Below are 25,921 nucleotides of genomic sequence, written 5' to 3' on the forward strand. Positions count from 1 at the left end.
CGCAATGCCCCATGGCTAGCGTCACGTCCGAACGCATGAGACAGCCCTCCGATCCGATCGCCGGTCCGGAAAAGACTTGAACGAAAGGGCGCGGAAGTAGTCTCATGCGTAATCAAATGCGACCCCGAAAAGGGGCGTGCGAAGAGGGTGGAATACGCTATGGCAGGGCTGGCCGACGTCGCCGCACGCGACGCGGACACCTTTCCCAAGATTCTTCTGCGCAACGCGCGGGATCTCGGGAACAGGACCGCAATGCGCGAGAAGGATCTCGGGATCTGGCAAAGCTGGACTTGGGCCGAGGTCCTAGAAGAGACCCGAGCCTTGTCGCTGGGGCTCAAGGACCTCGGTATGACGGCGGGCGACAAGGTTGCCATCGTCGGCTCCAACCGGCCGCGGCTCTACTGGTCCATGGTTGCTGCCCAGGCGTTGGGCGCCGTTCCGGTACCCGTCTATGCGGACTCGGTTGCGGAGGAGATGGCCTTCGTTCTCGGTCACGCGGAAGTTCGGTTTGCCGTGGTCGAGGATCAGGAGCAGGTCGACAAGCTGCTTTCCATGCAGGAGCAGGTCCCGTCGCTCAGGACCGTCGTCTATGACGAGCCCCGCGGACTGCGCGGTTACGACCACACCCATCTGCACGATTTCACGTCCGTTCAGGAGCGAGGGCGCGCCATCCAGAAGAGCGATCCCGCCGTCGCGAAGGCATGGGAGGACGGTTTTGCCCCGTATGACGGCAGTGACCTCGCCGTCATTCTCTACACCTCCGGCACCACCGGCCGGCCGAAGGGCGTGATGCTGTCTTTCGACAACCTGATCGTCTCGGCCCGCAACGGCAATGCCTTCGACAAGCTGGATGAGACCGAGGAGGTGCTCGCCTACCTGCCGATGGCGTGGATCGGCGACCACGTGTTCTCGCTCGCTCAGGCCTACACCGCCGGGTACTGCGTCAACTGTCCGGAAAGCCTCGACACGGTCGACCTCGACCGGCTCGAGATCGCGCCGACCTATTTCTTCGCGCCGCCTCGCGTCTTCGAGGCGCTGCTCACCAGGATCATGGTGCGCATGGAGGACGCCGGACGCCTCAAGAAGCGGATGTTCGACTTCTTCATGGACGTCGCGCGCCGGTCGGGCGAGAAGATCCTCAACCGCGAGCCGGTGCCGGTCTCGGACCGGATCCTCTATGCGCTGGGCGAGATTCTGGTCTACGGTCCGCTCAAGAACCGCATAGGCTTCACACGGCTCAAGGTCGGCTATACCGCCGGCGAGGCGATCGGGCCGGAGATCTTCCGCTTCTACCGCTCGCTCGGCCTCAACCTCAAGCAGCTCTACGGCCAGACCGAAGCCAGCGTCTACATCACCCTGCAGCCGGACGGCGAGATCTACGGCGACACCGTCGGCAAGCCGGCGCCGCAGGTCGAACTCAAGATCGCCGACAACGGCGAGGTGCTTTACCGTTCGCCCGGCGTCTTCATCGGCTACTACAAGAACGACGAAGCAACCCGCACGACCAAGACAGGGGACGGCTGGGTGCACACCGGCGACGCCGGCTTCATCGCCGACAACGGTCACCTGAAGATCATCGACCGCGCCAAGGACGTCGGCCGGCTGAACGACGGGTCGCTGTTCGCTCCGAAATACATCGAGAACAAGCTGAAGTTCTTCCCCAACATCAAGGAAGTCGTCGCTTTCGGCCATGAGCGCGACTTCACGGCCGTGTTCATCAACATCGACCTGACCGCGGTTGGCAGCTGGGCGGAACGCAACAATGTGAACTACGCCAGCTATCAGGAACTCGCCGCGCATCCGGACGTGTACCGAATGATCGAGTCCCACGTCGATCAGGTGAACCGGGACCTTGCCAACGAGCCCATGATGGCGGGTGCGCAGATCCGGCGGTTCCTCATCCTGCACAAGGAACTGGACGCGGACGACGGCGAACTCACGCGCACCCAGAAGGTGCGCCGGAGCTTCATAGCGGAGCGTTACGCGCCGCTGATCGAAGGCCTCTACGACGGCTCCAGGTCGCGGCACGTCCGCACCGAGGTCACCTTTGAGGACGGCCGCGTCGGCGCGATCGAGGCCACCATCGAAATCCGGGACATGACGCCCCATGTTGCGGGCGAGAGGATGCGGGAGGCCGCGGAATGAGTGCTGTGACGGCTGTCAGACACCTGCCCGAGACGGCGGTCGAAGAACCGGAAGCGGCCGAGCGCGAAGTGTTGCTGCGGGTCGACAACGTGTCGCTGTCCTTCGGTGGCGTGAAGGCGATCACCGACATTTCCTTCGACATCCGCAAGGGCGAGATCCGCGCCATTATCGGCCCCAACGGCGCCGGCAAGACGTCGATGCTCAATGTCATTAACGGCTTCTATCATCCGCAGGAGGGCACGATCACCTGGCGCGGTCAGGTCCGGCGCAAGATGAGACCCTACGAGGCGGCCAGCCAGGGGATCGCTCGCACGTTCCAGAACGTGGCGCTTTTCAAGGGCATGACCACGCTGGACAACATCATGTCCGGCCGGACCCTGAAGATGCACAGGAATTTCTTCTGGCAGGTGCTGCATTACGGCCCGGCGCGCAACGAAGAGATCGAGCACCGCAAGAAGGTCGAGGACATCATCGACTTTCTCGAGATCCAGGCGATTCGCAAGACGCCGGTCGGCAAGCTGCCCTACGGCCTCCAGAAGCGCGTCGAGCTCGGCCGGGCGCTGGCCATGGAGCCCGATCTGTTGCTGCTCGACGAGCCGATGGCGGGCATGAACCTGGAGGAGAAGGAGGACATGAGCCGCTTCATCCTCGACGTGAACCAGGAATTCGGCACCACGATCGCATTGATCGAGCACGATATGGGGGTTGTCATGGACTTGTCCGACCGCGTCGTGGTGCTCGACTACGGCAGGAAAATCGCCGACGGGGTCCCGGCGGAAGTGCAGGCCAATCAGGACGTTATCGACGCCTATCTGGGCGTGGCGCACTAACGAGGGGACAGTCATGGTCTACGACATCATCATCGATCCCTTCGTCCAGATGGTCGAGCAACCGGATTTCTTGCTGCAGGTCCTGTGGGAGGGGTTCGTCTCGGGTATCCTCTACGCCCTCATAGCGCTCGGCTTCGTGTTGATCTTCAAGGCTTCCGGCGTGTTCAACTTCGCGCAGGGCATCATGGTCGTGTTCGCCGGCCTGACCCTTGTCGGCCTGCACGAGAACGGCGTGCCGGCCTTTCTTGCCCTGCTTCTGACCATCGGCGTTATGGGCGTTCTCGCCTATGGCGTCGAGCGGGTGGTGATGAGACCGCTGGTCAACCAACCGGACATCATCCTGCTGATGGCGACGATCGGCTTGACTTACTTCCTGATCGGATTCGGTGAGCTCGTCTTCGGCGGCGAGCCCAAGCGCATGATCGCCGACGAACTCTGGCTGCCGACCGGATCGACTGCCATCGAAATGGGCGACGGCGGCCTCGTCATCCTGCAGCACATCGACATCGCTGCGGCGGTGATCGCCATGGTCATGGTGGCAGGCCTCGGCGTCTTCTTCAACAAGACCCGCATCGGGCGCGCTTTGCGGGCGGTCGCCGACGACCATCAGGCGGCGCTGTCGGTGGGCATCTCGCTGAACCAGATATGGGCCATCGTCTGGTTCGCCGCCGGCATCGTCGCGCTTGCGACCGGGATCATGTGGGGCGCGCGCTCGGACGTTTCCTTCGCGCTCGAGATCATCGCCTTCAAGGCGCTGCCGGTACTCATTCTTGGCGGCTTCACCTCGATCCCCGGAGCGATCATCGGCGGGCTTATCATCGGCTTCGGCGAGAAGCTCGGCGAGATCTACTGGGGGCCGATGGTGGGCGGCGGGATCGAGTCTTGGCTCGCCTACATCATCGCCCTGATCTTCCTCTTGTTCCGTCCGCAGGGTCTCTTCGGCGAACGCATCATCGAGCGGGTGTGAGGTTCCATGTTCTATCGTGAAGCCGGCCAGTTCAAGACGAGCTACGAGGCGGACCAGGCACTGTTCCCGATCCGGCAGGACCGGATCGGGCTCGGCATCATCCTGGCCATCGCGTTCGTCGTCATACCGCTAACCGCAAACGCCTTCTTCCTGACGTCGATCATGATCCCGTTCCTGGTGTTTGCGCTGGCGACCATCGGACTCAACATCCTGACCGGATACGCGGGACAGCTGTCGCTTGGAACCGGGGCTTTCATGGGCGTCGGTGCCTATTCTGCCTACAAGCTGACGAGCATCTTCCCCGAGGCCAACCTGATCCTGGTGATCCTGCTTTCAGGCGTGTTTTCCGCCGGCATCGGTGTGGTGTTCGGTCTACCCAGCCTGCGGATCAAGGGTCTCTACCTGGCCGTGACGACGCTGGCGGCGCAGTTCTTTCTCGAATGGTGCTTCATCCGCATTCCCTGGCTCTACAACTACAACGCCTCGGGCGCGATCGAGGTCCAGCAGCGCGAACTGTTCGGCGTGATTGCCACGGGCGCCGCAGCAACGCCGCTGACCCGGTATTTCATCGTGCTGAGCATCGTCATCGCGTTGACTTGGCTGGTGTCCAACGTCATCCGGGGACGCATCGGCCGCCAGTGGATGATGATCCGGGACATGGACATCGCTGCCGAACTGATCGGCGTGCGTCCCCTGACGGCCAAGCTGTCGGCCTTCGCGGTGTCGTCCTATCTGTGCGGCGTCGCCGGCGCGATGATGGTGTTCTTCTGGCTCGGCGCTGCCGAACCGTCCGCTTTCGCCATCAGCTTGTCGTTCCAAGTCCTTTTCATGGCGATCCTCGGCGGTCTCGGCAGCTTGACCGGCTGCTACATGGGGGCTGCGTTCATCTGGATCCTGCCCGTTCTCCTGCGCGTCCTGCTGCCGTCGCTGGGTCTGTCCGTGGCTGCGGAAACCGTCCAGCACCTGACGTTCATGATCGTCGGCGCGCTGATCATTTTCTTCCTGATCACGGAACCGCACGGGCTCGCCCGGCTGTGGCGGATCGGGAAGGAAAAACTGAGGGTCTGGCCGTTCCCCTACGGCTGATCCCGTCGCAGACCGCGCCTCGCGGGACCGCGAAAAGTCGTCCGGGCATGGAAGCCGGCCCGGTGCCACGGCTGATGGCTTCACATCCCGGCACTGGAGGGCCGGGAACTTGGGAGGAAGATGATGAAACACAGCTATCTGGCTTACGGCCTCGCCGGGGCGATCATGGCCGGCAGCCTTGCCGCGCCTCAGGTCCAGGCCGAGGACTCCATCTACGTGCCGCTGTTCAGCTATCGCACCGGACCGTTCGCGGGCTCGGGCATTCCGATCGCCAACGGCATGAGCGACTATCTGACCATGCTCAACGAGCGTGACGGCGGCATCGGCGGCGTCAAGATCGTCGTCGAGGAATGCGAGACTGGCTACAATACACAAAAGGGTGTGGAGTGCTACGAACTCGTCAAGCCGAAGAACCCCGTCGTGCTCAACCCCTATTCGACCGGCATCACGCTGCAGGTCATCCCGAAGGCATCCGCTGACAGGATCCCGGTCCTGTCGATGGCCTACGGCCTGTCGGCTGCGGCCGAGGGCAAGACCTTCCCGTGGATCTTCAACCCCCCGGCGACCTACTGGGACGGCGCGTCCGCCATCGTCAAGGACATAGCCAACCGCGAGGGCGGCCTGGAAAATCTCAAGGGCAAGAAGATCGGCTACATCTTCCTCGACGCCGGTTACGGACGCGAGCCGATTCCGCTGATGGAGCAGTTGTCGAAGGACTACGGCTTCACGCTGACGCAGTATCCGGTTCCGGCTACCGAAATGCAGAACCAGTCGTCGCAGTGGCTGAACGTGCGCCGCGACCGTCCGGATTACATGATCATGTGGGGCTGGGGCGCGATGAACCCGACCGCCGTCAAGGAAGCGACCAAGATCCGCTATCCGATGGACCGTTTCTACGGCGTGTGGTGGTCGGGCGGCAACGACGACGCGGCCGCTGGCGGCATGGACGCCAAGGGCTACCGGACCCTCAACTTCCACGGCGTTGGTACCGACTTCCCGGTCATCTCCGACATCAAGAAGTATGTCGTCGACGCCGGCAAGAGCCAGGTGGATCCGGCCAAGTTCGCCGACAATCTCTACAACCGTGGCGTCTACAACTCGATGCTGATCGCCGAGGCCATCCGGCGGGCCCAGCAGTTGACCGGCAAGAAAGTGGTCAACGCCGAGGACGTTCGGGCCGGTTTCGAAGCCCTCGACATCGACGCTGCCCGCATCGCCGAGATGGGCATGACGGACTTCATGGCCCCCCTCAAGCTGTCCTGTGAAGACCACAACGGCCACAACGACGTCTATGTCGTCGAATGGGACGGGACGACCTGGCAGAGGGCCACCGACTGGTTCTCGCCGATGGTTGATGTGGTGCAGCCCCTGCTGGTTGCCGCCGCAGAGGAATACGTCAAGACCAATGCCCCGTGGCCGGAGCGCGACGTTCCCTGCGCCGGCGAGTAAGTCACCGGATCTGACGAAGGGCTGCGGGCGGTACCCGCCCGCAGCCAGTCCTCGAACGGGTGAAGACAAAGGTGATCCGTGCGTCCTGCATCTTGCGGGTCGCCCGGCAGGACGACTGTCACACTCCTCAACCGCTGACCGCCGAAACCGGTTCCCGGTCTTTGGCCAAGCATCGGGAAGATGCCGAATGGAACATCAGGCAATCAGTTCAGACGCGACGACCGCGGCGGCGGATGCCCCGATCCTGAAGGTCAACAACATCGAGGTGATCTACGACCACGTCATCCTCGTGCTGAAGGGCGTGTCGCTAACCGTTCCGAAGGGAGGCATCGTCGCCCTGCTCGGTGCCAACGGGGCGGGCAAGACCACGACACTGAAGGCGATTTCCAACCTGCTCGGCGCCGAGCGCGGCGACGTGACCAAGGGCAACATAACCTTCGAGGGTGAACAGGTACAGGACCTGTCGCCCAACGATCTGGTGCGCCGTGGCTGCATCCAGGTCATGGAGGGCCGCCACTGCTTCGGCCATCTGACCATCGAGGAAAACCTCCTGACCGGTGCCTATACGCGGCGCGATGGCGCGAGCGCCATCAAGGCCGACCTGGAAATGGTCTACACCTATTTTCCGCGTCTGCGGGAACGCCGTCAGAGTCAGGCGGGCTATACCTCGGGCGGCGAGCAGCAGATGTGCGCCATCGGCCGGGCCCTCATGAGCCGGCCGAAGATGATTCTTCTGGATGAGCCGTCCATGGGACTGGCGCCGCAACTGGTCGAGGAAATCTTCGAGATCGTCAAGCAGCTCAACGAGCGGGAAGGCGTGTCGTTCCTGCTGGCCGAGCAGAACACGAATGTCGCGCTGAAATACGCCACCTATGGCTACATCGTGGAATCGGGGCGCATCGTGCTCGACGGGGATGCCAAGGCGCTACGCGATAACGAGGATGTCAAGGAGTTCTACCTCGGCGTCGGTGGCGAGGGCCGCAAGTCCTTCCGCAATGTCAAACACTACAAGCGTCGCAAGCGCTGGCTGGCGTAACGGGGCAGGAACGCGAGGACCGATCATGAGCCGTGTTGAATTCGATGCGCGCGAACGGCAGTCGCCGGAACAGCGCGAGGCGGAACTTTTTGCCAGATTGCCGGGCCTCCTGCGTCACGCCATCGACAGGGCGCCGGGCTGGGCGCGCCATCTCGCCGGTGTCGACCCCGGTTCGGTGACCTCGCGCGAGGCGCTGGCCGCGCTGCCAGTCCTGCGCAAGTCCGACTTGCTGCTTCGGCAGAAGGAGGAGCCCCCGTTCGGCGGCTTCCTCGCCGGGTCGCTCGCCGGTGTCGCCCGCGTGTTCATGTCGCCGGGCCCGATCTGGGAGCCGCAGGCGGCAGGCGATGACCCGTGGAACGGCGCCCGGGCGCTGTTCGCCGCTGGCATCCGGCCGGGGGACGTCGTGCTCAATGCGTTCTCCTACCACTTGACACCGGGCGGTTTCATCCTCGATCACGGTGCGCGGGCGCTCGGCTGCGCGGTTTTTCCCGCAGGCGTCGGCAACAGCGAGGCCCAGGTCGAGGCGATCGCGACCCTGCGGCCTGCCGCCTATGTGGGCACGCCGGACTACCTGAAGATCCTGCTCGACAAGGCGAAGGACATGGGGCGCGATGCCTCGTCGATGACTCGGGCGCTGGTCTCCGGTGGCGCCCTGTTCCCGAGCTTGCGGGCCGAGTATGCAGATCGTGGCATCGCCGTGCGCCAGTGCTATGCGACGGCGGACCTCGGCGTCATCGCCTATGAGTCCGAGGCCATGGACGGCATGATCGTCAACGAGGACTACATCGTCGAGATCGTTCGCCCCGGCACAGGCACGCCCGTCGCCGACGGCGAGGTCGGCGAACTCGTCGTGACGGTGTTCAATCGCACCTATCCGCTGATCCGTTTCGGCACCGGCGATCTGTCGGCGGTTCTGCCGGGCCTGTCGCCCTGCGGGCGCACCAACCAGCGCATAGCCGGCTGGCTGGGGCGGGCCGACCAGCGGACGAAGATCAAGGGCATGTTCGTCGACCCGGTTCAGATCGCCGATATCCTGGCCCGGCATCCCGACATTGCCAGAGCGCGCCTGACCGTGCTGCGCAAGGGTGACCAGGATGCGATGACCTTTGCCGTAGAGGCCGAGGCTCCGGCGGAAGGGCTGGCTGAGGCGGTTTCCGCGACCCTGCGCGAGGTCACCAAGCTCAAGGGAGAGGTGTCCCTGGTCCCGCCGGGCAGCCTGCCGAACGACGGAAAGGTCATCTCAGACGAGCGCGATTACGGCTGAAGTCTCGCCGGTGGTCGTGCCGGGAGACAGGCTGTTCCGGGCGGACTGATCTGACTCGGTGGAATTGACGTATTGGACCTTGGACATTGTAGGGCTATCAAGGGCCCTGTGACCCGCGTCCGCTCGTTCCCCCGGGGAGTTCATGACCAAGATCACCGCCAGTCAGTTTCCGGCAGACCACATCCGTGTCCTGCAGTCCGTCCGGCTGCCACAGGACCACCCGCCCGTAAAGACCGGACGGATCGGCGTGCTGCTCGTCAATCTGGGCACGCCGGACGGGACAAGCTACTGGCCGATGCGCCGCTACCTGCGCGAGTTCCTGTCGGACAAGCGGGTTATCGAGTGGCCCAAGGCGATCTGGTATCCGATCCTGCACGGCATCGTGCTCATGACGCGACCGAAGAAATCCGGCAAGGCCTACGAAGAGATCTGGAACAAGGAACGCGACGAGTCTCCGTTGCGTACCATCACGCGCAGCCAGTCCGACAAGCTGGCCGAGCGGCTCGGGTTGACCGGCGGCCGGCTGTCGGTCGACTGGGCCATGCGCTACGGCCAGCCATCGATCCGGTCGCGACTGGAAGCGCTCAAGGCGGATGGCTGCGACCGAATTCTCGTATTCCCGCTTTATCCGCAGTATTCGGCGACCACGACGGCGACGGTCAACGACGAGGTATGCAAGGCGTTGCTCGACATGCGCTGGCAGCCTGCGATCCGCACCGTGCCGCCCTACCATGACGATCCGGTCTATGTGGAGGCGCTGGCGCTTTCGGTGGAACGGCACCTCGCCGGCCTCGACTTCGAGCCGGACCTTGTGCTGACCTCCTATCACGGCATCCCGCAATCCTATTTCCGAAAGGGCGATCCCTACCATTGCCACTGCCAGAAGACGACGCGGCTGATGCGCGAGCGGCTCGGCTGGGACAAGGACAGGCTGCGCGTCACCTTCCAGTCGCGTTTTGGTCCGGAGGAGTGGCTGCAGCCCTACACCGACAAGACCGTCGAGGCGCTGGCGAAGGATGGTGTCAAGCGGATCGCGGTGATGAATCCGGGCTTCGTCGCCGACTGCCTGGAAACCCTGGAGGAGATCGCCGGTGAGGCGGGAGAGATCTTCCACGAACACGGTGGCGAGCATTTCACCCATATTCCCTGTCTCAACGACAGCGATCTGGGCATGGATGTGATCGAGGCCGTCGTCCGGCGCGAGCTGTCCGGCTGGATCTGAGCGCGAATGAATGCAATGGGCGCGGCCGGACACTCGGCCGCGCCTTTTTCGTGCCCGGAGGCGGGCGCCGATCTAGCCGCCCATCCGAATCCGACGCATACTCGCCCCGGTTCATGGATTGGCAGAACACGGGGAGAACCGGATGCCGCAGCAGCTGTTCGGACTGGATATCGTCCTGATCGTTCTACTGGTTCTCGTCATCCTGGTCGTCATCGCCGGGGTCAAGACGATTCCGCAGGGCTACAACCACACCGTCGAACGCTTCGGGCGTTACCGCAAGACACTGATGCCGGGGCTCAATTTCATCGTTCCGTTCATCGACCGCATCGGGCACAAGCTGAACATGATGGAGCAAGTGCTCGATGTTCCCTCGCAGGAGGTCATCACGCGCGACAATGCCACCGTCACCGCCGACGGCGTGACCTTCTACCAGGTGCTCGATGCGGCGCGGGCGGCCTACGAAGTCATGGGACTGGAAAATGCGGTCCTCAACCTGACCATGACCAACATCCGTTCCGTCATGGGGTCTATGGACCTGGACGAACTGCTCTCCAACCGCGACGAGATCAACGCCCGGCTGCTGCGCGTGGTCGACGCGGCGGTGGAGCCGTGGGGCATCAAGATCACCCGCATCGAGATCAAGGATATCAACCCGCCCCGCGACCTGGTCGACGCGATGGCGCGCCAGATGAAGGCCGAGCGCGACAAGCGGGCAGCGATTCTTGAGGCTGAGGGCAAGCGCCAGGCGGAAATCCTGAAAGCCGAGGGGCACAAGCAGTCGCTGATCCTGGAGGCCGAAGGCCGCCGGGAGGCCGCCTTCCGCGATGCAGAGGCGCGTGAACGCGAGGCCGAGGCCGAGGCCAAGGCGACGCAGATGGTCAGCGAGGCGATCTCCGCCGGCGATGTCCAGGCCATCAATTACTTCGTCGCCAACAAGTACATCGAGGCGTTCCGCGAGCTTGCCGTCTCGCGCAACCAGAAGACCCTGATCCTGCCGATGGAAGCGTCCTCGCTGCTTGGCGCGCTGAGCGGCATCGGCGAGATCGCTCGCGAGGCCTTCGGCAAGGACGGCGGAGAGGGCGGCGCGGCGGCGGGACCGGCTCGGGTGCCGAACACGGGACGCGGTCGCGGCGACGAGGGCGGTGCCGGGGGAGTTGCATGAGCCTGGTCGAGCGCCTCATCTACGAACTCGGCCCCTGGAATTGGTGGGTGCTCGGGCTGTTGCTGCTGGGGCTTGAGGTCGTCGTTCCGGGCACGATCTTTCTGTGGTTCGGCATCGCGGCCATTCTCGTCGGCACGCTCGCCCTGGTCGTGGATCTGTCCTGGCAGGTCGCGCTGGGCCTGTTTCTCGTTCTGTCTCTGGTCAGCCTGTTCGTCGGCCGGCGGCTCATGAACCGCACCGGCAGGACGGAGGGGGATCCGAATCTGAACCGGCGCGGCAGCCGCTACATCGGCCGCGTGTTCATTCTGGAACGGCCGCTCGAACAGGGCAGCGGTCATCTGTCGATCGACGACACGGTCTGGCGCGTCACAGGGCCGGACCTTCCGGCGGGGGCCAGGGTGCGGATCGAGCGGATTGAAGGAGCGCAACTCGTTGTGTCGGATGCGGATGCTTCGGCCTGACTTCTGGTCCGGGTACCCCTAGAGCCTGTGACCGGGCGGCACCGGCGGGGCCTCGGACATCAGCAGGATGCCGATCCGGCGGTTCGCGGCCAGGAACGGATCGTTCGGGAACAGCGGTTCTGAGTCCGCCTTGCCGACAACGGAGTGGATCTGGTCCGCCGGGATGCCGTATTCCGTGAGGATCATGCGGGCGATATTGGCGCGGTCTGACGACAGCTCCCAGCCGGTGTAGCTCGGGTCGGCCGTTGTTCCGCCGGTCGTCGTGTGCCCGGTGATTTGGATTCGGTTCGGCATTTCCGCGAGTACCGGCGCCATCTTGGCGAGCAGCCGGCGGGTCGTCTCGTAAGGATATTTCGAGCCCTCGCGGAACATCGATCGGCCGTCCTGGTCGACGATCAGGATGTTCAGGCCCTCTTCGGTCTCTTCCATGATGATGTTGCTGGAAATCTCCGTGATCTCAGGCATCTCCTGGAAAGCCTGGCGCAGCGAAGCGGCGGCCGTGGCGAATTGGCGGGACTTCTCGATGTCCGCCTCGACGGTATCGTGGGTGTTCGCCTCGGGGCCTTGCTTCGACTTCTTCTCATGCCGCTCGGCGGCGAAGTCGGAATCCAGTTCCTGCGGAACCTGGGTGACATGTTTCATGTAGTCGCGGATCGGGATGCCCTCGATCTCGATGATGCCGGTCCGGCGCGAACTCTCCTTCACGCCGAAGGCGTCGCGCATGGAGCCGGCGACCACCTGCATCTTCTCCCGGTCCTGGATGGAAAAGGAGATGATCAGCACGAAGAAGCACACCAGCAGGGACATCAGGTCGGCGAAGGTCACCAGCCATTCCGGGGCGCCGCTTGATTGCTGTTTCTTCTTCGCCATGGCGGGTCTCCCGGCCTCGTCAGGTCAGGCCGCGTCGACCAGACCGGCGCGCGATTTCTCGGGCAGGTAGGCGATCAGCATCTCGCGGATCAGCGCTGGGCTCTTGGATTCTCGGATCTGCAGGATGCCGTCGATGATCAGCGTCTGGTTCAGTTCCTCGACATCGAACTTGGCGTCCAGCTTGTCGACGATCGGCAAGCAGACGACGTTGGAAATGAGCGCCCCGTAGAGCGTGGTCAGCAGCGCGACCGCCATCGACGGGCCGATCGCCGACGGATCGTCCATGTTGGCGAGCATCTGCACCAGGCCGACCAGGGTCCCGATCATGCCGAAGGCCGGCGCGCTGTCGCCGAGCGCCTTGAACACGCGCTTGCCCTCCGACAGGCGCGTCAGCGTCAGGTCGCGCTCCCGCTCCATGGATTCGCGGATGAAGTCGATCTCGTAGCCGTCGGCGATGTACTGGACGCCCTTGGCCAGGGTCGGGTCGGAAACGTCGACATTCTCCAGGCCGAGCGGGCCGGACTTGCGCACGATCTCGCCGAGATGGCTGATTTCCTCGATCAGGTCGCGCGGCTTGATGGTCTTGCCGGAGAAGGCGACCTTGCCGCCGACGGCGAAAGCCGAGCCGATGCCGGCGAGGGGGAAGCGCACCAGGGTCGCCGCCATGCCGCCACCGACGACGATCAGGATCGAGGGGATGTCGACGAACTGAGTGAAGCTGCCGCCGAGGAAAATGGCGACGAGCACGACGCAGAACGCGCCCACAATACCGAGTAGAGTGGCCAGATCCATAAATGCACACCACGACTGGGGCTTGCGCCCGTTGCTTGTCGGTGGCGAGTGTAGAGGTGTCGTCGCTAATCAATCCCTAACCGGATCGAAAAGTTACGCTGCAAAACGATCATGTCTTGCGCAAGGCCGCGCCCGGAGCGCCGGTTCAGGCGGCTCCGATCCGCAGCAGATCGTGCAGGTGGATGATGCCGATCGGACGGCCGTCCTCGACGACGAACACTGCCGTGATCGAGGAGGCGTTGATGAACTCCAGCGCCGCTGCCGAAAGGATGTCGCCGGGAATGGTCTTGGGCGTCGATGTCATGATTTCCTCGACGGTCTTGTCGAGGAAGTTGGTGCTGATGTGCCGGCGCAGGTCGCCGTCGGTGACGATGCCGACCAGGCGGTTCAGTTCGTCGACGACGCCGACGATACCGAAACCCTTCTGGGTCATCATCACGATCGCCTCGCGCATCAGCGTCCCCTTCGGTGTCAGCGGCATGGCCTCGCCCGAATGCATTATGTCGCGGGCTAGGCGCAGGCTGGCACCGAGCTTGCCGCCGGGATGGAAGATGCGGAATTCCTGAGCCGTGAACCCGCGTGCCTCAAGCAGCGCGACTGCAAGGGCATCGCCGATTGCCATCTGGATCAGCGTCGACGAGGTCGGGGCAAGACCGTGGGGACAAGCCTCGGTGACCTGGGGCATGGCCAGGACGATATCTGCCGCCTTGCCGAGCGCGCTCTGCGGCGAGGAGGTGATCGCGACTAGCGGCACCTTGAAGCGGCGCGTGTAGGCGATGATGCTGGCAAGTTCCATGGTCTCGCCGGACCAGGAGATCGCCACGACGACGTCGTCCGGTGTGATCATGCCGAGATCACCGTGACTGGCTTCGCTGGCATGGACGAAGAAGGCCGGCGTGCCGGTGGAGGCCATCGATGCCGCCATCTTGGTGCCGATGTGGCCGCTCTTGCCGATGCCGGTGACGATGACGCGGCCGGAGATGCTGCGCAGGAGGTCCACGGTGCGCACGAACGGCGTGCCAAGCCCGTTACGCAGCGCGTCGCGCAGCGCGATCAGGGCCGAGATTTCGGTCGCGAGCGTCCGGTCCGCCGATTCCAGGCAGGCCTTGCTTTCCGCCTTCAGGCCGTTGGTGTCGAGGGGCGCAATGGAGCTCTGCATCGTGATGTTCCTGTTTCGCCCATGTTCCTTGCCCAACCCCTGTTTTGTCTATGCCAGCGCGTCCGGCCGCGCAAGCGCCGAGTTGGCGCAGCAGCCGTCGCGGACGGCCGGCTGGGGACAACTGACGGGCCGTTTCGAAACGGTGCATTAACCATGTTCGGGCAGGCTGCTGGAAACCGACCTTGTCATCCCGTTGCCGGTCTTTGCATGTTCCGCCGTCTCGCCCTTGCTGCGCTTCTCCTCGCCGGCGGTGTTGCGCCGCTGCAGGCGCAGACTTTTGGCGGCGACCTGCGCAGATCGACCTTTGATGGTGTCGCCGATCCGCTGGACGAGGCCGGATACGGGCCGGACGACGGAGTCGACGCCACCTCGGACACGCTGCCGCGGCCGGTGCGGCGTCGGCCCGGTGCGGCCGACGAAACCAATGCCGCAGCGACCGAGATCGGCTCGACCGGACTCACCGGAGGCGGTCGGCAGGATCCGGTGCGCCCGTTCTCCGATCGCCTCGCGACCGTGGACGGCATCCGCTCGATCGGCGGCCGGCGCGGGATGGCCGAAGACGGCATCTTCGAAGGCGATACGCTCTATGATGCGGCCCAAGGGCTGCGGGTCGGCACCTTCACGATCCGTCCGCAGATGACCCTGACCACGGGCTGGACCGACAACGCGCAGGGCAGTGCCGGAGGTTCCGGAAGCTATTACACGAGCCTGGCGCCTGACGTTACCGTATCGTCGGACTGGTCGCGGCACCGGCTCGATCTCGCCTTGCGCGGCGCCTATGTGGTCTACCCCGACTCCAGCGCGGACGACGACCCAAGCCTGTCGGTCTCGGGAGCCCTGCGCCTGGACCTGTCGGATCAGACCGCGGTGAACACCAATGCCGCCTGGTCCTATTCGCGCGAGGATGCGTCAAGCGCGGAAAATCCGTCCGGCGACGGCGACGTGCACGGCTTGAACGCGTCCGTCGGCGTGACCCAGGCCGCCGGCCTGCTGGGCGTGACCCTGCGCGGCGACATCGAACGCACCGTCTACACGGCGGCGCCGGCGACCGGGCGGCGGGGCGGACGCGACAACACCGTGCTGTCGGCCAGTCTCAGGCTCGACGGACTGACCGGCGCGATGCTCGAGCCCTTCGTCGAGGGCACCGTCCTGCACCGGAGTTTCGACCACACCTGTTCCGATGCGCTGTGCGAACGGCGTGATGCGGTCGGCTACCAGGCCAAGGTCGGCACCAGGATCCTCGCCGGGCCGAAGCTTGCGGGCGAGATCGGCGCCGGCTGGCGGGTGGAGAGGCTCGACGATGCGCGGCTGCGCGATCTTGCGGGCGTTGTCGCCGAAGGATCCCTGGTCTGGTCGCCGAGCCGGTTGACGACCGTCACCGGCGGCGTCGGCACGGCGTTCAACGCCACCGACATCGACGGCGCCTCCGGCTCGATCCTCTATTCGGCCGATCTGCGGGTCGCGCATGCGTTCAGCGATCGCCTGACCGGTGAGGTCGGCGCGGGTTATTCCCTGCGTACCTATCAGGGCATGGCGCTGGACGAACGGACGGCGACCGGGCTCGCGGGTGCGACCTATGCGCTGACGCGCAACGTCGCCTTGACCGCGTCATACACCTATCGGAACTTCGACAGCACGGTCGGCGGAGCGGACTATGACGAGAACAGGATCCAGGCCGGCGTGCGGATCCGTCATTGAAGGCTCGACGACCGCGTCGAAGCCGGACATCGCTGCGGGGTGCGGGGGCAGTCCAGGCGAGAAGGAGGCCTGAATGACGAAAACCGGAGTGTGCGGCATGCTCTTGATGCCGTTTGTTCGCGGTGGCACGGGCCGGTCTGCCGGCCGGATCGCGCTGATCCTGTCGCTGCTGTCGCTCGGCACGGCGCAGGTGGCGCGTGCCGATGCGGCGTTCGATACGTGGGTGCGTGGATTCTGGCCCGAAGCGAGGGCGGCGGGGATCTCGGCGGCGACCTACAACGCGGTCTTCACCGGCATGAGCCCGGATCCCGACACGATCCGCCTGATGAACCGGCAGTCGGAGTTCGTCAAGCCGATCTGGGATTATCTGGCCGGGGCGGTGTCGGACACCCGTGTCGAAACCGGCAAGGCCATGCTCGCCCAGTATGGCGACGTGCTGCGCGCGATCGAGCAGCGTTATGGCGTCGACCGCGCCGTCGTGCTCGCCGTGTGGGGCATGGAGACCAACTACGGCGGCTTCATGGGCAAGCACAACGTGATCCGGGCGCTGGCGACGCTTGCCTATGGCGCGCCGCGCCGCCAGGAGTTTTGGCGTTCGGAACTGGTTACCGCGCTCGGCATCGTGCAGGCCGGTCACATCCGCCACGACCAGATGATCGGGTCCTGGGCCGGCGCGATGGGCCACACCCAGTTCATGCCGTCGAGTTGGAAGCGTTATGCCGCCGACTACAACGGCGACGGTCGGCGCGACATCTGGACGTCGATTCCCGATGCCCTGGCATCCACGGCCAACTACCTGAAGGAACACGGCTGGCAGACCGGCAAGACGTGGGGATACGAGATCGCTCTGCCGCGTGGCTTCGACTACGGACTTGCCGACGACAGCACGACCAAGACTCTGCGCGAATGGCAGCGGATGGGGATCCGGCGCGCCAACGGACGCGACTTCCCGCGCTTGGACGACAATGCCGTCCTCGTGCTTCCGGCCGGTGCGGCCGGGCCCGCCTTCCTGATGCTGCGCAACTTCTTCGTCATCAAGCGCTACAACAATGCCACGTCCTATGCGCTAGCGGTCGGACATCTGGCGGACCGCATCATCGGCGGGTCCGGCTTCGTCGGCGACTGGTCGCGCGAGCATCTGCCGCTGACCCGCGAGGAGACGATCGAGTTGCAGACTGCGCTCAACCGCAAGGGCTTCCATGTCGGCGAACCGGACGGCCAGATCGGACCGGCTACCCGCCGCGGCATCAGGGCCTATCAACAGGCGCGCGGCCTGATTCCGGACGGCTACGCTTCCGTAGTTCTGCTGGCACGCCTCAAAATGGACAGCTAGTGGTTTCGGCGTGGTCTGGCGCTGCGCTATACTGCTGGCCGAAATGCCGGGAGAGATGCGGTGCCGGGTGACAGGTCGAAGTTTTGGATGCTGGTGTCCTGCGCTGCCTTGGCGATCTGCCTGTCGCTAACGGCTGCGCTCGAACCGGCGTTTGCCCAGAACAGCGGCCGGCCTGTCATGCCGCCGCCGGAAGAGCGTGGCAGCGGCTTCAATCCGTTCCGTCCGCTGATGCGGCTGTTCGGCGTTACCGGGCCGCAGCGTCCCGTCCAGGAGCAGAAACCGGTGGCGCGGCAGGCGCCGGCGCAGCCCGCCGTCCCGGCCGGCACGCCGCCGGCCTTTGCCGAGCTGCCGAAGGATCCCGACGCGGGCGTCATTCTCGTCGTCGGCGACCGCATGGCCCAGGGCGTCAAGGACGGTCTCGCCTTCACGCTGGCTCAAAAGCCGGTGGTCCGGATCGACGGGCTGATCGAAACCGGGCGGGGTCTTGCCGGTGCGACCGCCCCGGCGTGGAACGAGCGCGTCCTGGCGCGCTTGCGTGGCGACAACGTCAAGGCAGTGGTCGTCATGCTGGGGTGGCACGATCTGATCGAGTTGCCTGGTGCCGCAGAGCCGCTGCCGTTCGGATCGGAGGCCTGGATCGCGGCCTATGGTGCCCGCGTCAAGTCGCTGGTGCAGGTGGTGCGGCAGGAGCGCAAGCCGGTCGTCTGGGTCGGGCTGCCGCCGGCTGAGGCGGCGCGCACCGATGCCGAGTTCACCCTCCTCAACCGGATCTTCCAGCAGGAGGTCGAAGCGGCGCGGGGCGTCTATGTCGACATCTCGAAAGTGTTTCTTGACGATGACGAGAAATACGCCGCCTTCGGTCCCGACGTCGACGGCCAGCGCCGGCGCCTGCGGACCCAGGACGGCATCGCCTTCACCTGGGCGGGCTACCGCAAGGTCGCCTTCTTCGTCGAGCGCGAGCTGTCGCGCCTGCTGGGCGGATACGGCGGCCTTGCCTTCGAGGGCGTCGAGGACGATCCGAACTTCATCGTGCTGACCGGCCGGACGGCCTCGCCGGAGGACGAACTGGTCGGCGAGGCCGGCGCGCCGCCGGCGCCCGAGCCGGACAGCCTGCGCCATCGATTCTTTGTGCGCGGCGAGAGCCTGGAACCGGTCGCCGGCCGGGTCGACGACACCCGTCTTCCCGCCGGCTCAGTCCTGCGCTGAGCGACGGTCCGCCGTCAGCGCGGCAGGTTGGAGCACCCGGTCAGGAATTCGTCGACGGCGCGGGCGGCTTGGCGGCCCTCGCGGATCGCCCACACCACCAGAGACTGTCCCTTGCGGACGTCGCCGGCGGCGAACACCTTGTCCATGCTGGTCTTGTAGTCGGTGGTGTTGGCCAGCACGTTGGTGCGGCCGTCGAGCTTCAGCCTGTCGCCCGACTGCGCGATGAAGGTGTCGAGGCGCGGGCCGGAGAAGCCGATCGCGGCCATGACCAGGTCGGCGCGCAGGATGAATTCGGTGCCCGGGATCGGCCGGCGCTTGTCGTCGACGCGGGCGCACCGAACGCCGGTGACATGTCCGTCCTCCCCGACAAGTTCGAGCGTCGCGGCGGAAAACTCGCGCTCGGCCCCTTCGGCCTGGGAGGAGGAGGTACGGAACTTCGTCGGCCAGTACGGCCAGATGGTCAGCTTGTCTTCCTTGAGTGGCGGGATCGGGCGGATGTCGAGCTGGGTGACCGACAGGGCGCCCTGGCGGAAGGCCGTGCCGACGCAGTCCGAGGCGGTGTCGCCGCCGCCGATGACCACGACATGCTTGCCGGCTGCCCAGATCGGCGCCTCGTGCGAGACGTCCTCCCGGCCGATGCGCCGGTTCTGCTGCACCAGATAGTCCATAGCCCAGTGGCAGCCTTCAAGGTCCATGCCGCCGACGCCCGGATCGCGCGGCCGTTCGGCGCCAGCGGCGAGGATCACCGCGTCATGGCGGGCGGCGAGGCCTTCGAGCGACTCCGTGACGCCGACATTGACGCCGTAGTGGAAGGTGACCCCCTCGCCCTGCATCTGCGCAACGCGGCGGTCGATGAAGTGCTTCTCCATCTTGAAATCGGGGATGCCGTAGCGCAGCAGGCCGCCGGCCTTGGGTTCGCGCTCGTAGACATGCACCGTATGACCGGCCCGCGCCAGCTGCTGGGCGGCGGCCAGGCCCGCGGGACCTGAGCCGACCACGGCGACGGTCTTGCCGGTCTTGGTGCTCGACGGCTCGGGCACGATCCAGCCCTCGGCCCAGCCCTTGTCGGCGATCGCCTGCTCGATTGTCTTGATGTTGACCGGCACGTCCTCGAGATTCAGCGTGCAGGCCTCCTCACAGGGGGCAGGGCAGATGCGGCCGGTGAACTCGGGGAAATTGTTGGTCGAATGCAGGTTGCGCAGGGCCAGTTCCCAGTCGCCCTGATAGACTAGGTCGTTCCAGTCCGGGATCTGATTGTGCACCGGGCAGCCGGTCGGGCCGTGGCAATAGGGAATGCCGCAGTCCATGCAGCGCGCTGCCTGGCGTTCGACCTCGGCTTCGTTCAGCGGGATGGTGAATTCCCGAAAGTGGCGGATGCGATCCGAGGCCGGCTGATACTTCTGCTCCTGCCGGTCGATCTCCAGAAATCCGGTTACCTTGCCCAAGGCGACCTCCTCAAAAAGTCTCTGGTCCCGGCAGCCTCGACCGAAGGATGGTGCGGGAGACTGCCTGTTGTTGTCGGTGGTCGCGGACCGGCGGCGAGCCGGTCCGCGACGGACGTTTCGGCGGCTATTCGGCTGCCACCATGCCCATGCGTTTTTCTTCCATCTCGCGCAACGCGCGGCGGTATTCGACCGGCATCACCTTGACGAACTTGGGCCGGTAGACGTCCCAGGCGTCGAGGATCGCCTTGGCCCGGGTGGAACCCGTGTAGTGCAGGTGGTTGGTCAGCAGTTGGCGCAGGCGCTCGTCGTCGTGACGGGTCATGTCGCCGCTGACGTCGACCCGGCCCTTGTGCTCCAGGTCGCCGCCGTGATGGTGCAGCTTTTCCAGCAGGTCGTCCTCTTCGGTCACCGGCTCGATGTCGACCATCGCCAGGTTGCAGCGCGAGGCGAAGGTGCCGTCCTCGTCCAGCACATAGGCGATGCCGCCCGACATGCCGGCGGCGAAGTTGCGTCCCGTCGCGCCGATGACCACGACCACGCCGCCGGTCATGTATTCGCAGCCGTGGTCGCCAACGCCCTCGACGACCGCGACGGCGCCCGAGTTGCGCACGGCGAAGCGCTCGCCGGCGACGCCGCGGAAGTAGCATTCGCCTTCCGTCGCGCCATAGAGCACCGTATTGCCGACGATGATGGAATCCTCGGCGACGATCCGTGACGCCTCGGACGGCCGCACGATCAGCCGGCCGCCCGAGAGGCCCTTGCCGACATAGTCGTTGGCGTCGCCGACCAGATCCATGGTCACGCCACGGGCGACGAAGGCGCCGAAGGCCTGCCCGGCGGTGCCCTTCAAGCTGATGCGCAGGGTGTCGTTGGGCAGGCCCTTGTGGCCGTAACGCTTGGCGATCTCGCCCGACAGCATGGCACCGACCGAGCGGTCGACCGAGCAGATCGTCTCCTCGATGGCGGTCGGCACCTTGTCCTCTAGAGCCGGCCTGGCGGCGGCGATCAGCTTGCGGTCGAGGATGTCGTCGATCGGATGCTGCTGGCGGCTGGTCCAGCGGATCTCTTCCGGCTTTGCGTCCGGATGGTAGAAGATCCGGCCGAAGTCCAGACCCTTCGCCTTCCAGTGCTCGATCGCCCGCTCCTTGTCCAGGAATTCGGTGCGGCCGATGATGTCGTCCAGCCGGGCGACTCCGAGCGCGGCCATCAGCTCTCGCAGTTCCTCGGCGACGAAGAAGAAGTAGTTGATGACGTGTTCGGGCGTGCCCTTGAAGCGCTTGCGCAGCACCGGATCCTGGGTGGCTATGCCGACCGGGCAGGTGTTCAGGTGGCACTTGCGCATCATCAGGCAGCCGGCCGCGATCAGCGGAGCGGTCGCGAAGCCGAACTCGTCAGCACCGAGCAGGGCGCCGACGAGCACGTCGCGGCCGGTCCTGAGACCGCCGTCGACCTGCAGGGCGACGCGCGAGCGCAGGCCGTTCAGCACCAGGGTCTGCTGGGTTTCGGCGAGGCCGATTTCCCACGGGGATCCGGCATGCTTGATCGAGGTCAGCGGCGAGGCGCCGGTGCCGCCGTCGTAGCCGGAGATGGTGATGTGGTCGGCGCGCGCCTTGGCGACACCGGCCGCGACCGTGCCGACACCGACCTCCGACACCAGCTTGACCGAGATGTCGGCCGCCGGGTTGACGTTCTTCAGATCGTAGATCAGCTGGGCCAGATCCTCGATCGAATAGATGTCATGGTGCGGCGGGGGCGAGATCAGGCCGACGCCGGGGGTGGAGTGGCGCACCTTGGCGATCACCGCGTCGACCTTGTGGCCGGGCAACTGGCCGCCCTCGCCGGGCTTGGCGCCCTGCGCGACCTTGATCTGGAGCACGTCGGCGTTGACCAGGTATTCGGTGGTCACGCCGAAGCGGCCCGAGGCAACCTGCTTGATCGCCGAGCGCTGCGGGTTCGTCGACCCGTCGGGCAGCGGCATGAAGCGTTCCGCCTCCTCGCCGCCCTCGCCGGTGTTCGACTTGCCGCCGATGGCGTTCATGGCGATCGCCAGCGTCGTGTGCGCCTCGCGCGAGATGGAGCCGAAGGACATGGCGCCGGTGACGAAGCGCTTGACGATCGCCTCCGCCGGCTCGACCTCGGCAAGGTCGATCGGCGTGCGGCCGAGTTCCTCGGCACTCTTGATGCGGAACAGGCCGCGGATCGCGAAGCGCCCGCTTTCCCTGTTCACCATGTCGGAGAACTCGCGGAACTTGTCGGGCAGCTTGGAGCGCACCGCGTGCTGCAGCACCGCGATCGAATCGGGCGTCCACATGTGGCTTTCGCCGCGCACGCGGTAATTGTACTCGCCGCCGACGTCGAGCGCGCGGCGCAGCACGGGCACGTCGTCGAAGGCTTCCCGATGGCGCACGACGGTCTCTTCTGCGACTTCCCCGAGGCCGATGCCCTCGATGCTCGTCGCCGTGCCGAAGAAGTACTTGTCGACGAATTCCGACGACAGGCCGACGGCGTCGAAGATCTGCGCGCCGCAATAGGACTGGTAGGTCGAGATGCCCATCTTGGACATGACCTTGAGGATGCCCTTGTCGATCGACTTGATGTAGCGGTAGACGACCTCGTCGGCGTCGACCTCCTCGGGGAAGTCGAGTTCCGCATGCATCGACAACAGCGTCTCGAAGGCGAGATACGGGTTGATCGCCTCTGCCCCGTAACCGGCAAGCACGCAGAAGTGATGCACCTCGCGCGCCTCGCCCGTCTCGACGACGAGGCCGACCGAGGTCCGCAGACCCTTGCGGATCAGGTGATGATGCACGGCGGCGGTCGCCAGCAGCGCCGGAATCGCGATCCGGGCCCGGCTGATCAGACGGTCGGACAGGATGATGATGTTGTAGCCGTTGAGCACGGCTTTCTCGGCGCGCTGGCACAATCCGTCGAGCGCGTCCTCCATGCCGGCCGCGCCTTTCTCGGAGGCATAGGTGATGTCCAGCGTCTTGGCCGAGAACTGGTTGTCGGCCAGGTCGCCGATGGCGCGGATCTTCTCCAGGTCGTCGTTGGTCAGGATCGGCTGGCGCACTTCCAGACGCTTGGACGTCGACAGGCCCTTGAGATCGAACAGGTTCGGCCGCGGACCGATGAAGGACACCAGGCTCATGACCAGTTCCTCGCGGATCGGGTCGATCGGCGGGTTGGTCACCTGGGCGAAGTTCTGCTTGAAATAGGTGTAGAGCAGCTTGGATTTGTCCGACAGCGCCGAGATCGGCGTGTCCGTGCCCATGGAGCCGACGGCTTCCTGGCCGACGGTCGCCATCGGCTGCATCAGGAGCTTTATGTCCTCCTGCGTGTAGCCGAACGCCTGCTGGCGGTCGAGCAGGCTCTCGCCGGCGACGGGGGCGCGCTCGCGCACGCCGGGCATGTCCTCCAGCACGATCTGCGAACGATGCAGCCAGTCCTTGTAGGGATTGGCGGTCGACAGCTGGCGCTTGATCTCGTCGTCGGAGATGATGCGGCCCTGCTCCAGGTCGATGAGCAGCATCTTGCCCGGCTGAAGGCGCCACTTGCGGACGATTCTTTCCTCCGCCACCGGCAGCACGCCGACCTCGGACGACATGATGACATAGTCGTCGTCGGTGACGATGTAGCGGGCCGGCCGCAGGCCGTTACGGTCGAGCGTGGCGCCGATCTGGCGCCCGTCGGTGAAGGCGACCGCCGCCGGGCCGTCCCACGGCTCCATGATAGCGGCATGGTATTCGTAGAAGGCGCGCCGGTTCTCGTCCATCAGCGGGTTGCCGGCCCAGGCTTCCGGGATCAGCATCATCGCGGCATGGGCGAGCGAATAGCCGCCCATGACCAGGAACTCGAGCGCATTGTCGAAGCAGGCGGTGTCCGACTGGCCCTCGTAGGAGATCGGCCACAGTTTGCCGATGTCGTCGCCGAACAGTGGCGACGACACCGACGCCTGGCGCGCCGCCATCCAGTTGACGTTGCCGCGTAGCGTGTTGATCTCGCCGTTGTGGGCGACCATCCGGTAAGGATGCGACAGTTCCCAGGACGGGAAGGTGTTGGTCGAAAAGCGCTGATGCACCAGCGCCAGCGCCGACACGAAGCGTTCGTCCTTCAGGTCCTTGTAGTAGGCGCCGAGCTGGTAGGCGAGGAACATGCCCTTGTAGACGACGGTCCGGCTCGACATCGAGACGACGTAGAAGCCTTTCTTCGCCGTGCCGGTTTCCGCGCGCACGGTGTTGGAAATGACCTTGCGCAGCACGTAGAGACGGCGCTCGAAAGTGGTCTGGTCGGCGCAGTCGGTGCAGGCAATGAACACTTGGCGCGACACCGGTTCGGTCGCGGCGATGTCGTGCGCCTTGGACAGCGAGGAGTTGTCGACCGGCACGTCGCGCCAGCCGATCACCCGCTGGCCTTCCTGGTGGATGACGCGCTCGACGATCTCCTCGCATTTGGCGCGCAGGGCGGCGTCCTGCGGCAGGAACAGGAAGCCGACGCCGTACTGGCCGGGCTCGGGCAGGGCGATGCCGCTCGCCGCCAGTTCGGCGGCGAAGAAGGCGTGCGGGATCTGCACCAGCATGCCGGCGCCGTCGCCCATCAGCGGGTCGGCGCCGACGGCGCCACGGTGGGTCAGGTTCTCGAGAATCTTCAGGCCATCGGCGACGACACGGTGCGACTTGACGCCTTTCATCTGCGCGATGAAGCCGACGCCGCAGGCGTCGTGCTCGCGAGCGGGATTGTACAATCCCTTGTCCGCCGCCTCGCTCAGTCGGGTGGCGAACGTGGTCGCGGCTCGGGCCTTCACGCCCGTCTCGCGCCCGCTCGTCGCCATGGCTGTGCTGGTCGTCAGCTCTCTCTTCGTCATCAGCGCCCTCACTGTAGTACCAGTGCTTCCGCGGCCCATGCCGTCGCGGGTTCCGTTCGGATAGCGCCCCTGTCGGTTTGCGACCCGTGCGACGACCCTGGCGATGTGCCGCGGCTCTGTCAGTTTTTAACGCTTCGCCCCCACAAAGCGAACCGTTCCATGGTCGGAGCGGCCTTGCCGCGCCGCCCGGCCTTGCGAGCGCCGGATCACCCGCGCCGTTCGGCGGACGGGGGCGGCGCCCAAAGGTGCTTCGGCCTGTCTACGTGCTAGTCCCTATCACGTTTTGCCGACGTTCCAAAAGGGACAGCATTCCTGCCCTATTCCGAGCCGCGCGACCATGCCAGATTTCGTCCGGGGGAGCAAGACCGTTTATCGGCCGAGAAATTGTATTTATTTCTCCCGGACCGGCCCTTTTGGCGCTTTCGGTTGCCCTGCCGGTGTTCGGCGCAACAAAATTTCACGCCCGCTTTCCGTAAAGTGATGTCCGGCGGGCCAAAATGTCACGGCCGATTGATTTCCCAGTGATCCCGCTGATCGCCACTCTCTGAGGGTCTCGACCGAGGCGGTCTGATTGCCGCCACCGATGCACAGAAGGGGAAAATCGCATGAGAAACAAAGTTCTTTCGACGGCCTGCCTGGCCGCCGCCGTCGCTACCGCCGTCGCTTCCGTGGCCGCGCCGACCGCTGCCGGTGCGCAGGCCAAGGAGAAGTGCTACGGCGTTTCGCTGAAGGGCAAGAACGACTGCAAGGCCGGGCCGGGCACTACCTGCGCCGGCACCTCGACGGTCGACTACCAGGGTAACGCCTGGACGCTGGTGCCGCAGGGCACCTGCGAGACGATGGAGTTGCCCGGCGACCGCAAGGGATCGCTGACCGAACTCGAACGCGACTTGCCCGCCGCCTGAGCGGAACCACGCTTTGCCCACCGACCCGGC

At 65.3% G+C, this 25,921-nt stretch carries 19 protein-coding genes; 14 read left to right on the forward strand and 5 right to left on the reverse strand.

Features of this window, described 5'->3' with window-relative positions; translation table 11 throughout:
• Nucleotides 1–159: 159 nt before the first annotated feature.
• From SL003B_RS04220 to SL003B_RS04265, 10 genes are all read left to right on the forward strand, one after another.
• Nucleotides 160–2,145, forward strand: a complete 1,986-nt coding sequence (locus tag SL003B_RS04220; RefSeq protein WP_013651578.1) for an AMP-binding protein — start codon at nucleotides 160–162, stop codon at nucleotides 2,143–2,145.
• On the forward strand, nucleotides 2,142–2,975 hold the full coding sequence (locus tag SL003B_RS04225) for an ABC transporter ATP-binding protein (protein ID WP_013651579.1): 834 nt from the start codon (nucleotides 2,142–2,144) through the stop codon (nucleotides 2,973–2,975). The genes SL003B_RS04220 and SL003B_RS04225 overlap by 4 nt, the downstream gene beginning before the upstream one ends.
• Before the next feature lie 13 nt (nucleotides 2,976–2,988).
• Nucleotides 2,989–3,942: a branched-chain amino acid ABC transporter permease gene (locus SL003B_RS04230; RefSeq protein ID WP_013651580.1), complete on the forward strand. Its 954-nt coding sequence runs from the start codon at nucleotides 2,989–2,991 to the stop codon at nucleotides 3,940–3,942.
• A 6-nt stretch (nucleotides 3,943–3,948) separates the two neighbouring features.
• Nucleotides 3,949–5,028: a branched-chain amino acid ABC transporter permease gene (locus tag SL003B_RS04235; protein WP_013651581.1), complete on the forward strand. Its 1,080-nt coding sequence runs from the start codon at nucleotides 3,949–3,951 to the stop codon at nucleotides 5,026–5,028.
• Nucleotides 5,029–5,151: 123 nt separating this feature from the next.
• Entirely contained in the window at nucleotides 5,152–6,477 is a 1,326-nt protein-coding gene (locus SL003B_RS04240) for an ABC transporter substrate-binding protein (protein ID WP_013651582.1), read from the forward strand.
• Between the two features lie 187 nt (nucleotides 6,478–6,664).
• Nucleotides 6,665–7,513, forward strand: a complete 849-nt coding sequence (locus SL003B_RS04245) for an ABC transporter ATP-binding protein (protein ID WP_013651583.1) — start codon at nucleotides 6,665–6,667, stop codon at nucleotides 7,511–7,513.
• A gap of 25 nt (nucleotides 7,514–7,538) precedes the next feature.
• Complete coding sequence (locus SL003B_RS04250) at nucleotides 7,539–8,777, forward strand: phenylacetate--CoA ligase family protein (RefSeq protein WP_013651584.1); 1,239 nt, start codon at nucleotides 7,539–7,541, stop codon at nucleotides 8,775–8,777.
• 142 nt (nucleotides 8,778–8,919) lie between these two features.
• On the forward strand, nucleotides 8,920–9,999 hold the full coding sequence (gene hemH, locus SL003B_RS04255) for a ferrochelatase (protein ID WP_013651585.1): 1,080 nt from the start codon (nucleotides 8,920–8,922) through the stop codon (nucleotides 9,997–9,999).
• Between the two features lie 142 nt (nucleotides 10,000–10,141).
• Nucleotides 10,142–11,161: an SPFH domain-containing protein gene (locus SL003B_RS04260; RefSeq protein WP_013651586.1), complete on the forward strand. Its 1,020-nt coding sequence runs from the start codon at nucleotides 10,142–10,144 to the stop codon at nucleotides 11,159–11,161.
• A complete protein-coding gene (locus SL003B_RS04265) occupies nucleotides 11,158–11,622 on the forward strand; it encodes an NfeD family protein (protein ID WP_013651587.1) in 465 nt (154 codons plus the stop codon). Before SL003B_RS04260 ends, SL003B_RS04265 begins: the two co-directional genes overlap by 4 nt.
• 18 nt (nucleotides 11,623–11,640) lie before the next feature.
• Here SL003B_RS04265 and SL003B_RS04270 read toward each other — a convergent pair whose 3' ends face one another.
• The 3 genes from SL003B_RS04270 to SL003B_RS04280 all read right to left on the reverse strand — a co-directional run bounded on the left by SL003B_RS04270 (nucleotide 11,641) and on the right by SL003B_RS04280 (nucleotide 14,443).
• Entirely contained in the window at nucleotides 11,641–12,492 is an 852-nt protein-coding gene (locus tag SL003B_RS04270; protein WP_013651588.1) for an OmpA/MotB family protein, read from the reverse strand.
• A gap of 24 nt (nucleotides 12,493–12,516) precedes the next feature.
• The gene (locus SL003B_RS04275) at nucleotides 12,517–13,284 is read right to left on the reverse strand and encodes a MotA/TolQ/ExbB proton channel family protein (RefSeq protein WP_041375372.1); all 768 of its coding nucleotides are present in this window, start codon (nucleotides 13,282–13,284) and stop codon (nucleotides 12,517–12,519) included.
• 145 nt (nucleotides 13,285–13,429) lie between these two features.
• Nucleotides 13,430–14,443, reverse strand: a complete 1,014-nt coding sequence (locus SL003B_RS04280) for a KpsF/GutQ family sugar-phosphate isomerase (protein WP_013651590.1) — start codon at nucleotides 14,441–14,443, stop codon at nucleotides 13,430–13,432.
• A 21-nt stretch (nucleotides 14,444–14,464) separates the two neighbouring features.
• On the opposite strand from SL003B_RS04280, the gene SL003B_RS04285 reads away from it, so the two are divergent.
• From SL003B_RS04285 to SL003B_RS04295, 3 genes are all read left to right on the forward strand, one after another.
• Nucleotides 14,465–16,141 (forward strand): outer membrane beta-barrel protein, encoded by a 1,677-nt coding sequence (locus SL003B_RS04285; RefSeq protein WP_242390326.1) that lies wholly within the window; start codon nucleotides 14,465–14,467, stop codon nucleotides 16,139–16,141.
• 73 nt (nucleotides 16,142–16,214) lie between these two features.
• The gene (locus SL003B_RS04290) at nucleotides 16,215–17,474 is read left to right on the forward strand and encodes a lytic murein transglycosylase (protein ID WP_013651592.1); all 1,260 of its coding nucleotides are present in this window, start codon (nucleotides 16,215–16,217) and stop codon (nucleotides 17,472–17,474) included.
• A gap of 87 nt (nucleotides 17,475–17,561) precedes the next feature.
• Nucleotides 17,562–18,680 (forward strand): SGNH/GDSL hydrolase family protein, encoded by a 1,119-nt coding sequence (locus tag SL003B_RS04295; protein WP_013651593.1) that lies wholly within the window; start codon nucleotides 17,562–17,564, stop codon nucleotides 18,678–18,680.
• A gap of 14 nt (nucleotides 18,681–18,694) precedes the next feature.
• Here SL003B_RS04295 and SL003B_RS04300 read toward each other — a convergent pair whose 3' ends face one another.
• Both SL003B_RS04300 and gltB read right to left on the reverse strand, forming a co-directional pair.
• On the reverse strand, nucleotides 18,695–20,125 hold the full coding sequence (locus SL003B_RS04300) for a glutamate synthase subunit beta (RefSeq protein ID WP_013651594.1): 1,431 nt from the start codon (nucleotides 20,123–20,125) through the stop codon (nucleotides 18,695–18,697).
• 124 nt (nucleotides 20,126–20,249) lie between these two features.
• The gene (gene gltB / locus SL003B_RS04305; RefSeq protein ID WP_041375373.1) at nucleotides 20,250–24,986 is read right to left on the reverse strand and encodes a glutamate synthase large subunit; all 4,737 of its coding nucleotides are present in this window, start codon (nucleotides 24,984–24,986) and stop codon (nucleotides 20,250–20,252) included.
• A 605-nt stretch (nucleotides 24,987–25,591) separates the two neighbouring features.
• On the opposite strand from gltB, the gene SL003B_RS04310 reads away from it, so the two are divergent.
• Nucleotides 25,592–25,891: a BufA1 family periplasmic bufferin-type metallophore gene (locus SL003B_RS04310; protein WP_013651596.1), complete on the forward strand. Its 300-nt coding sequence runs from the start codon at nucleotides 25,592–25,594 to the stop codon at nucleotides 25,889–25,891.
• Nucleotides 25,892–25,921 lie beyond the last annotated feature (30 nt).

This window comes from Polymorphum gilvum SL003B-26A1, from assembly GCF_000192745.1.
GTDB lineage: Bacteria > Pseudomonadota > Alphaproteobacteria > Rhizobiales > Stappiaceae > Polymorphum > Polymorphum gilvum.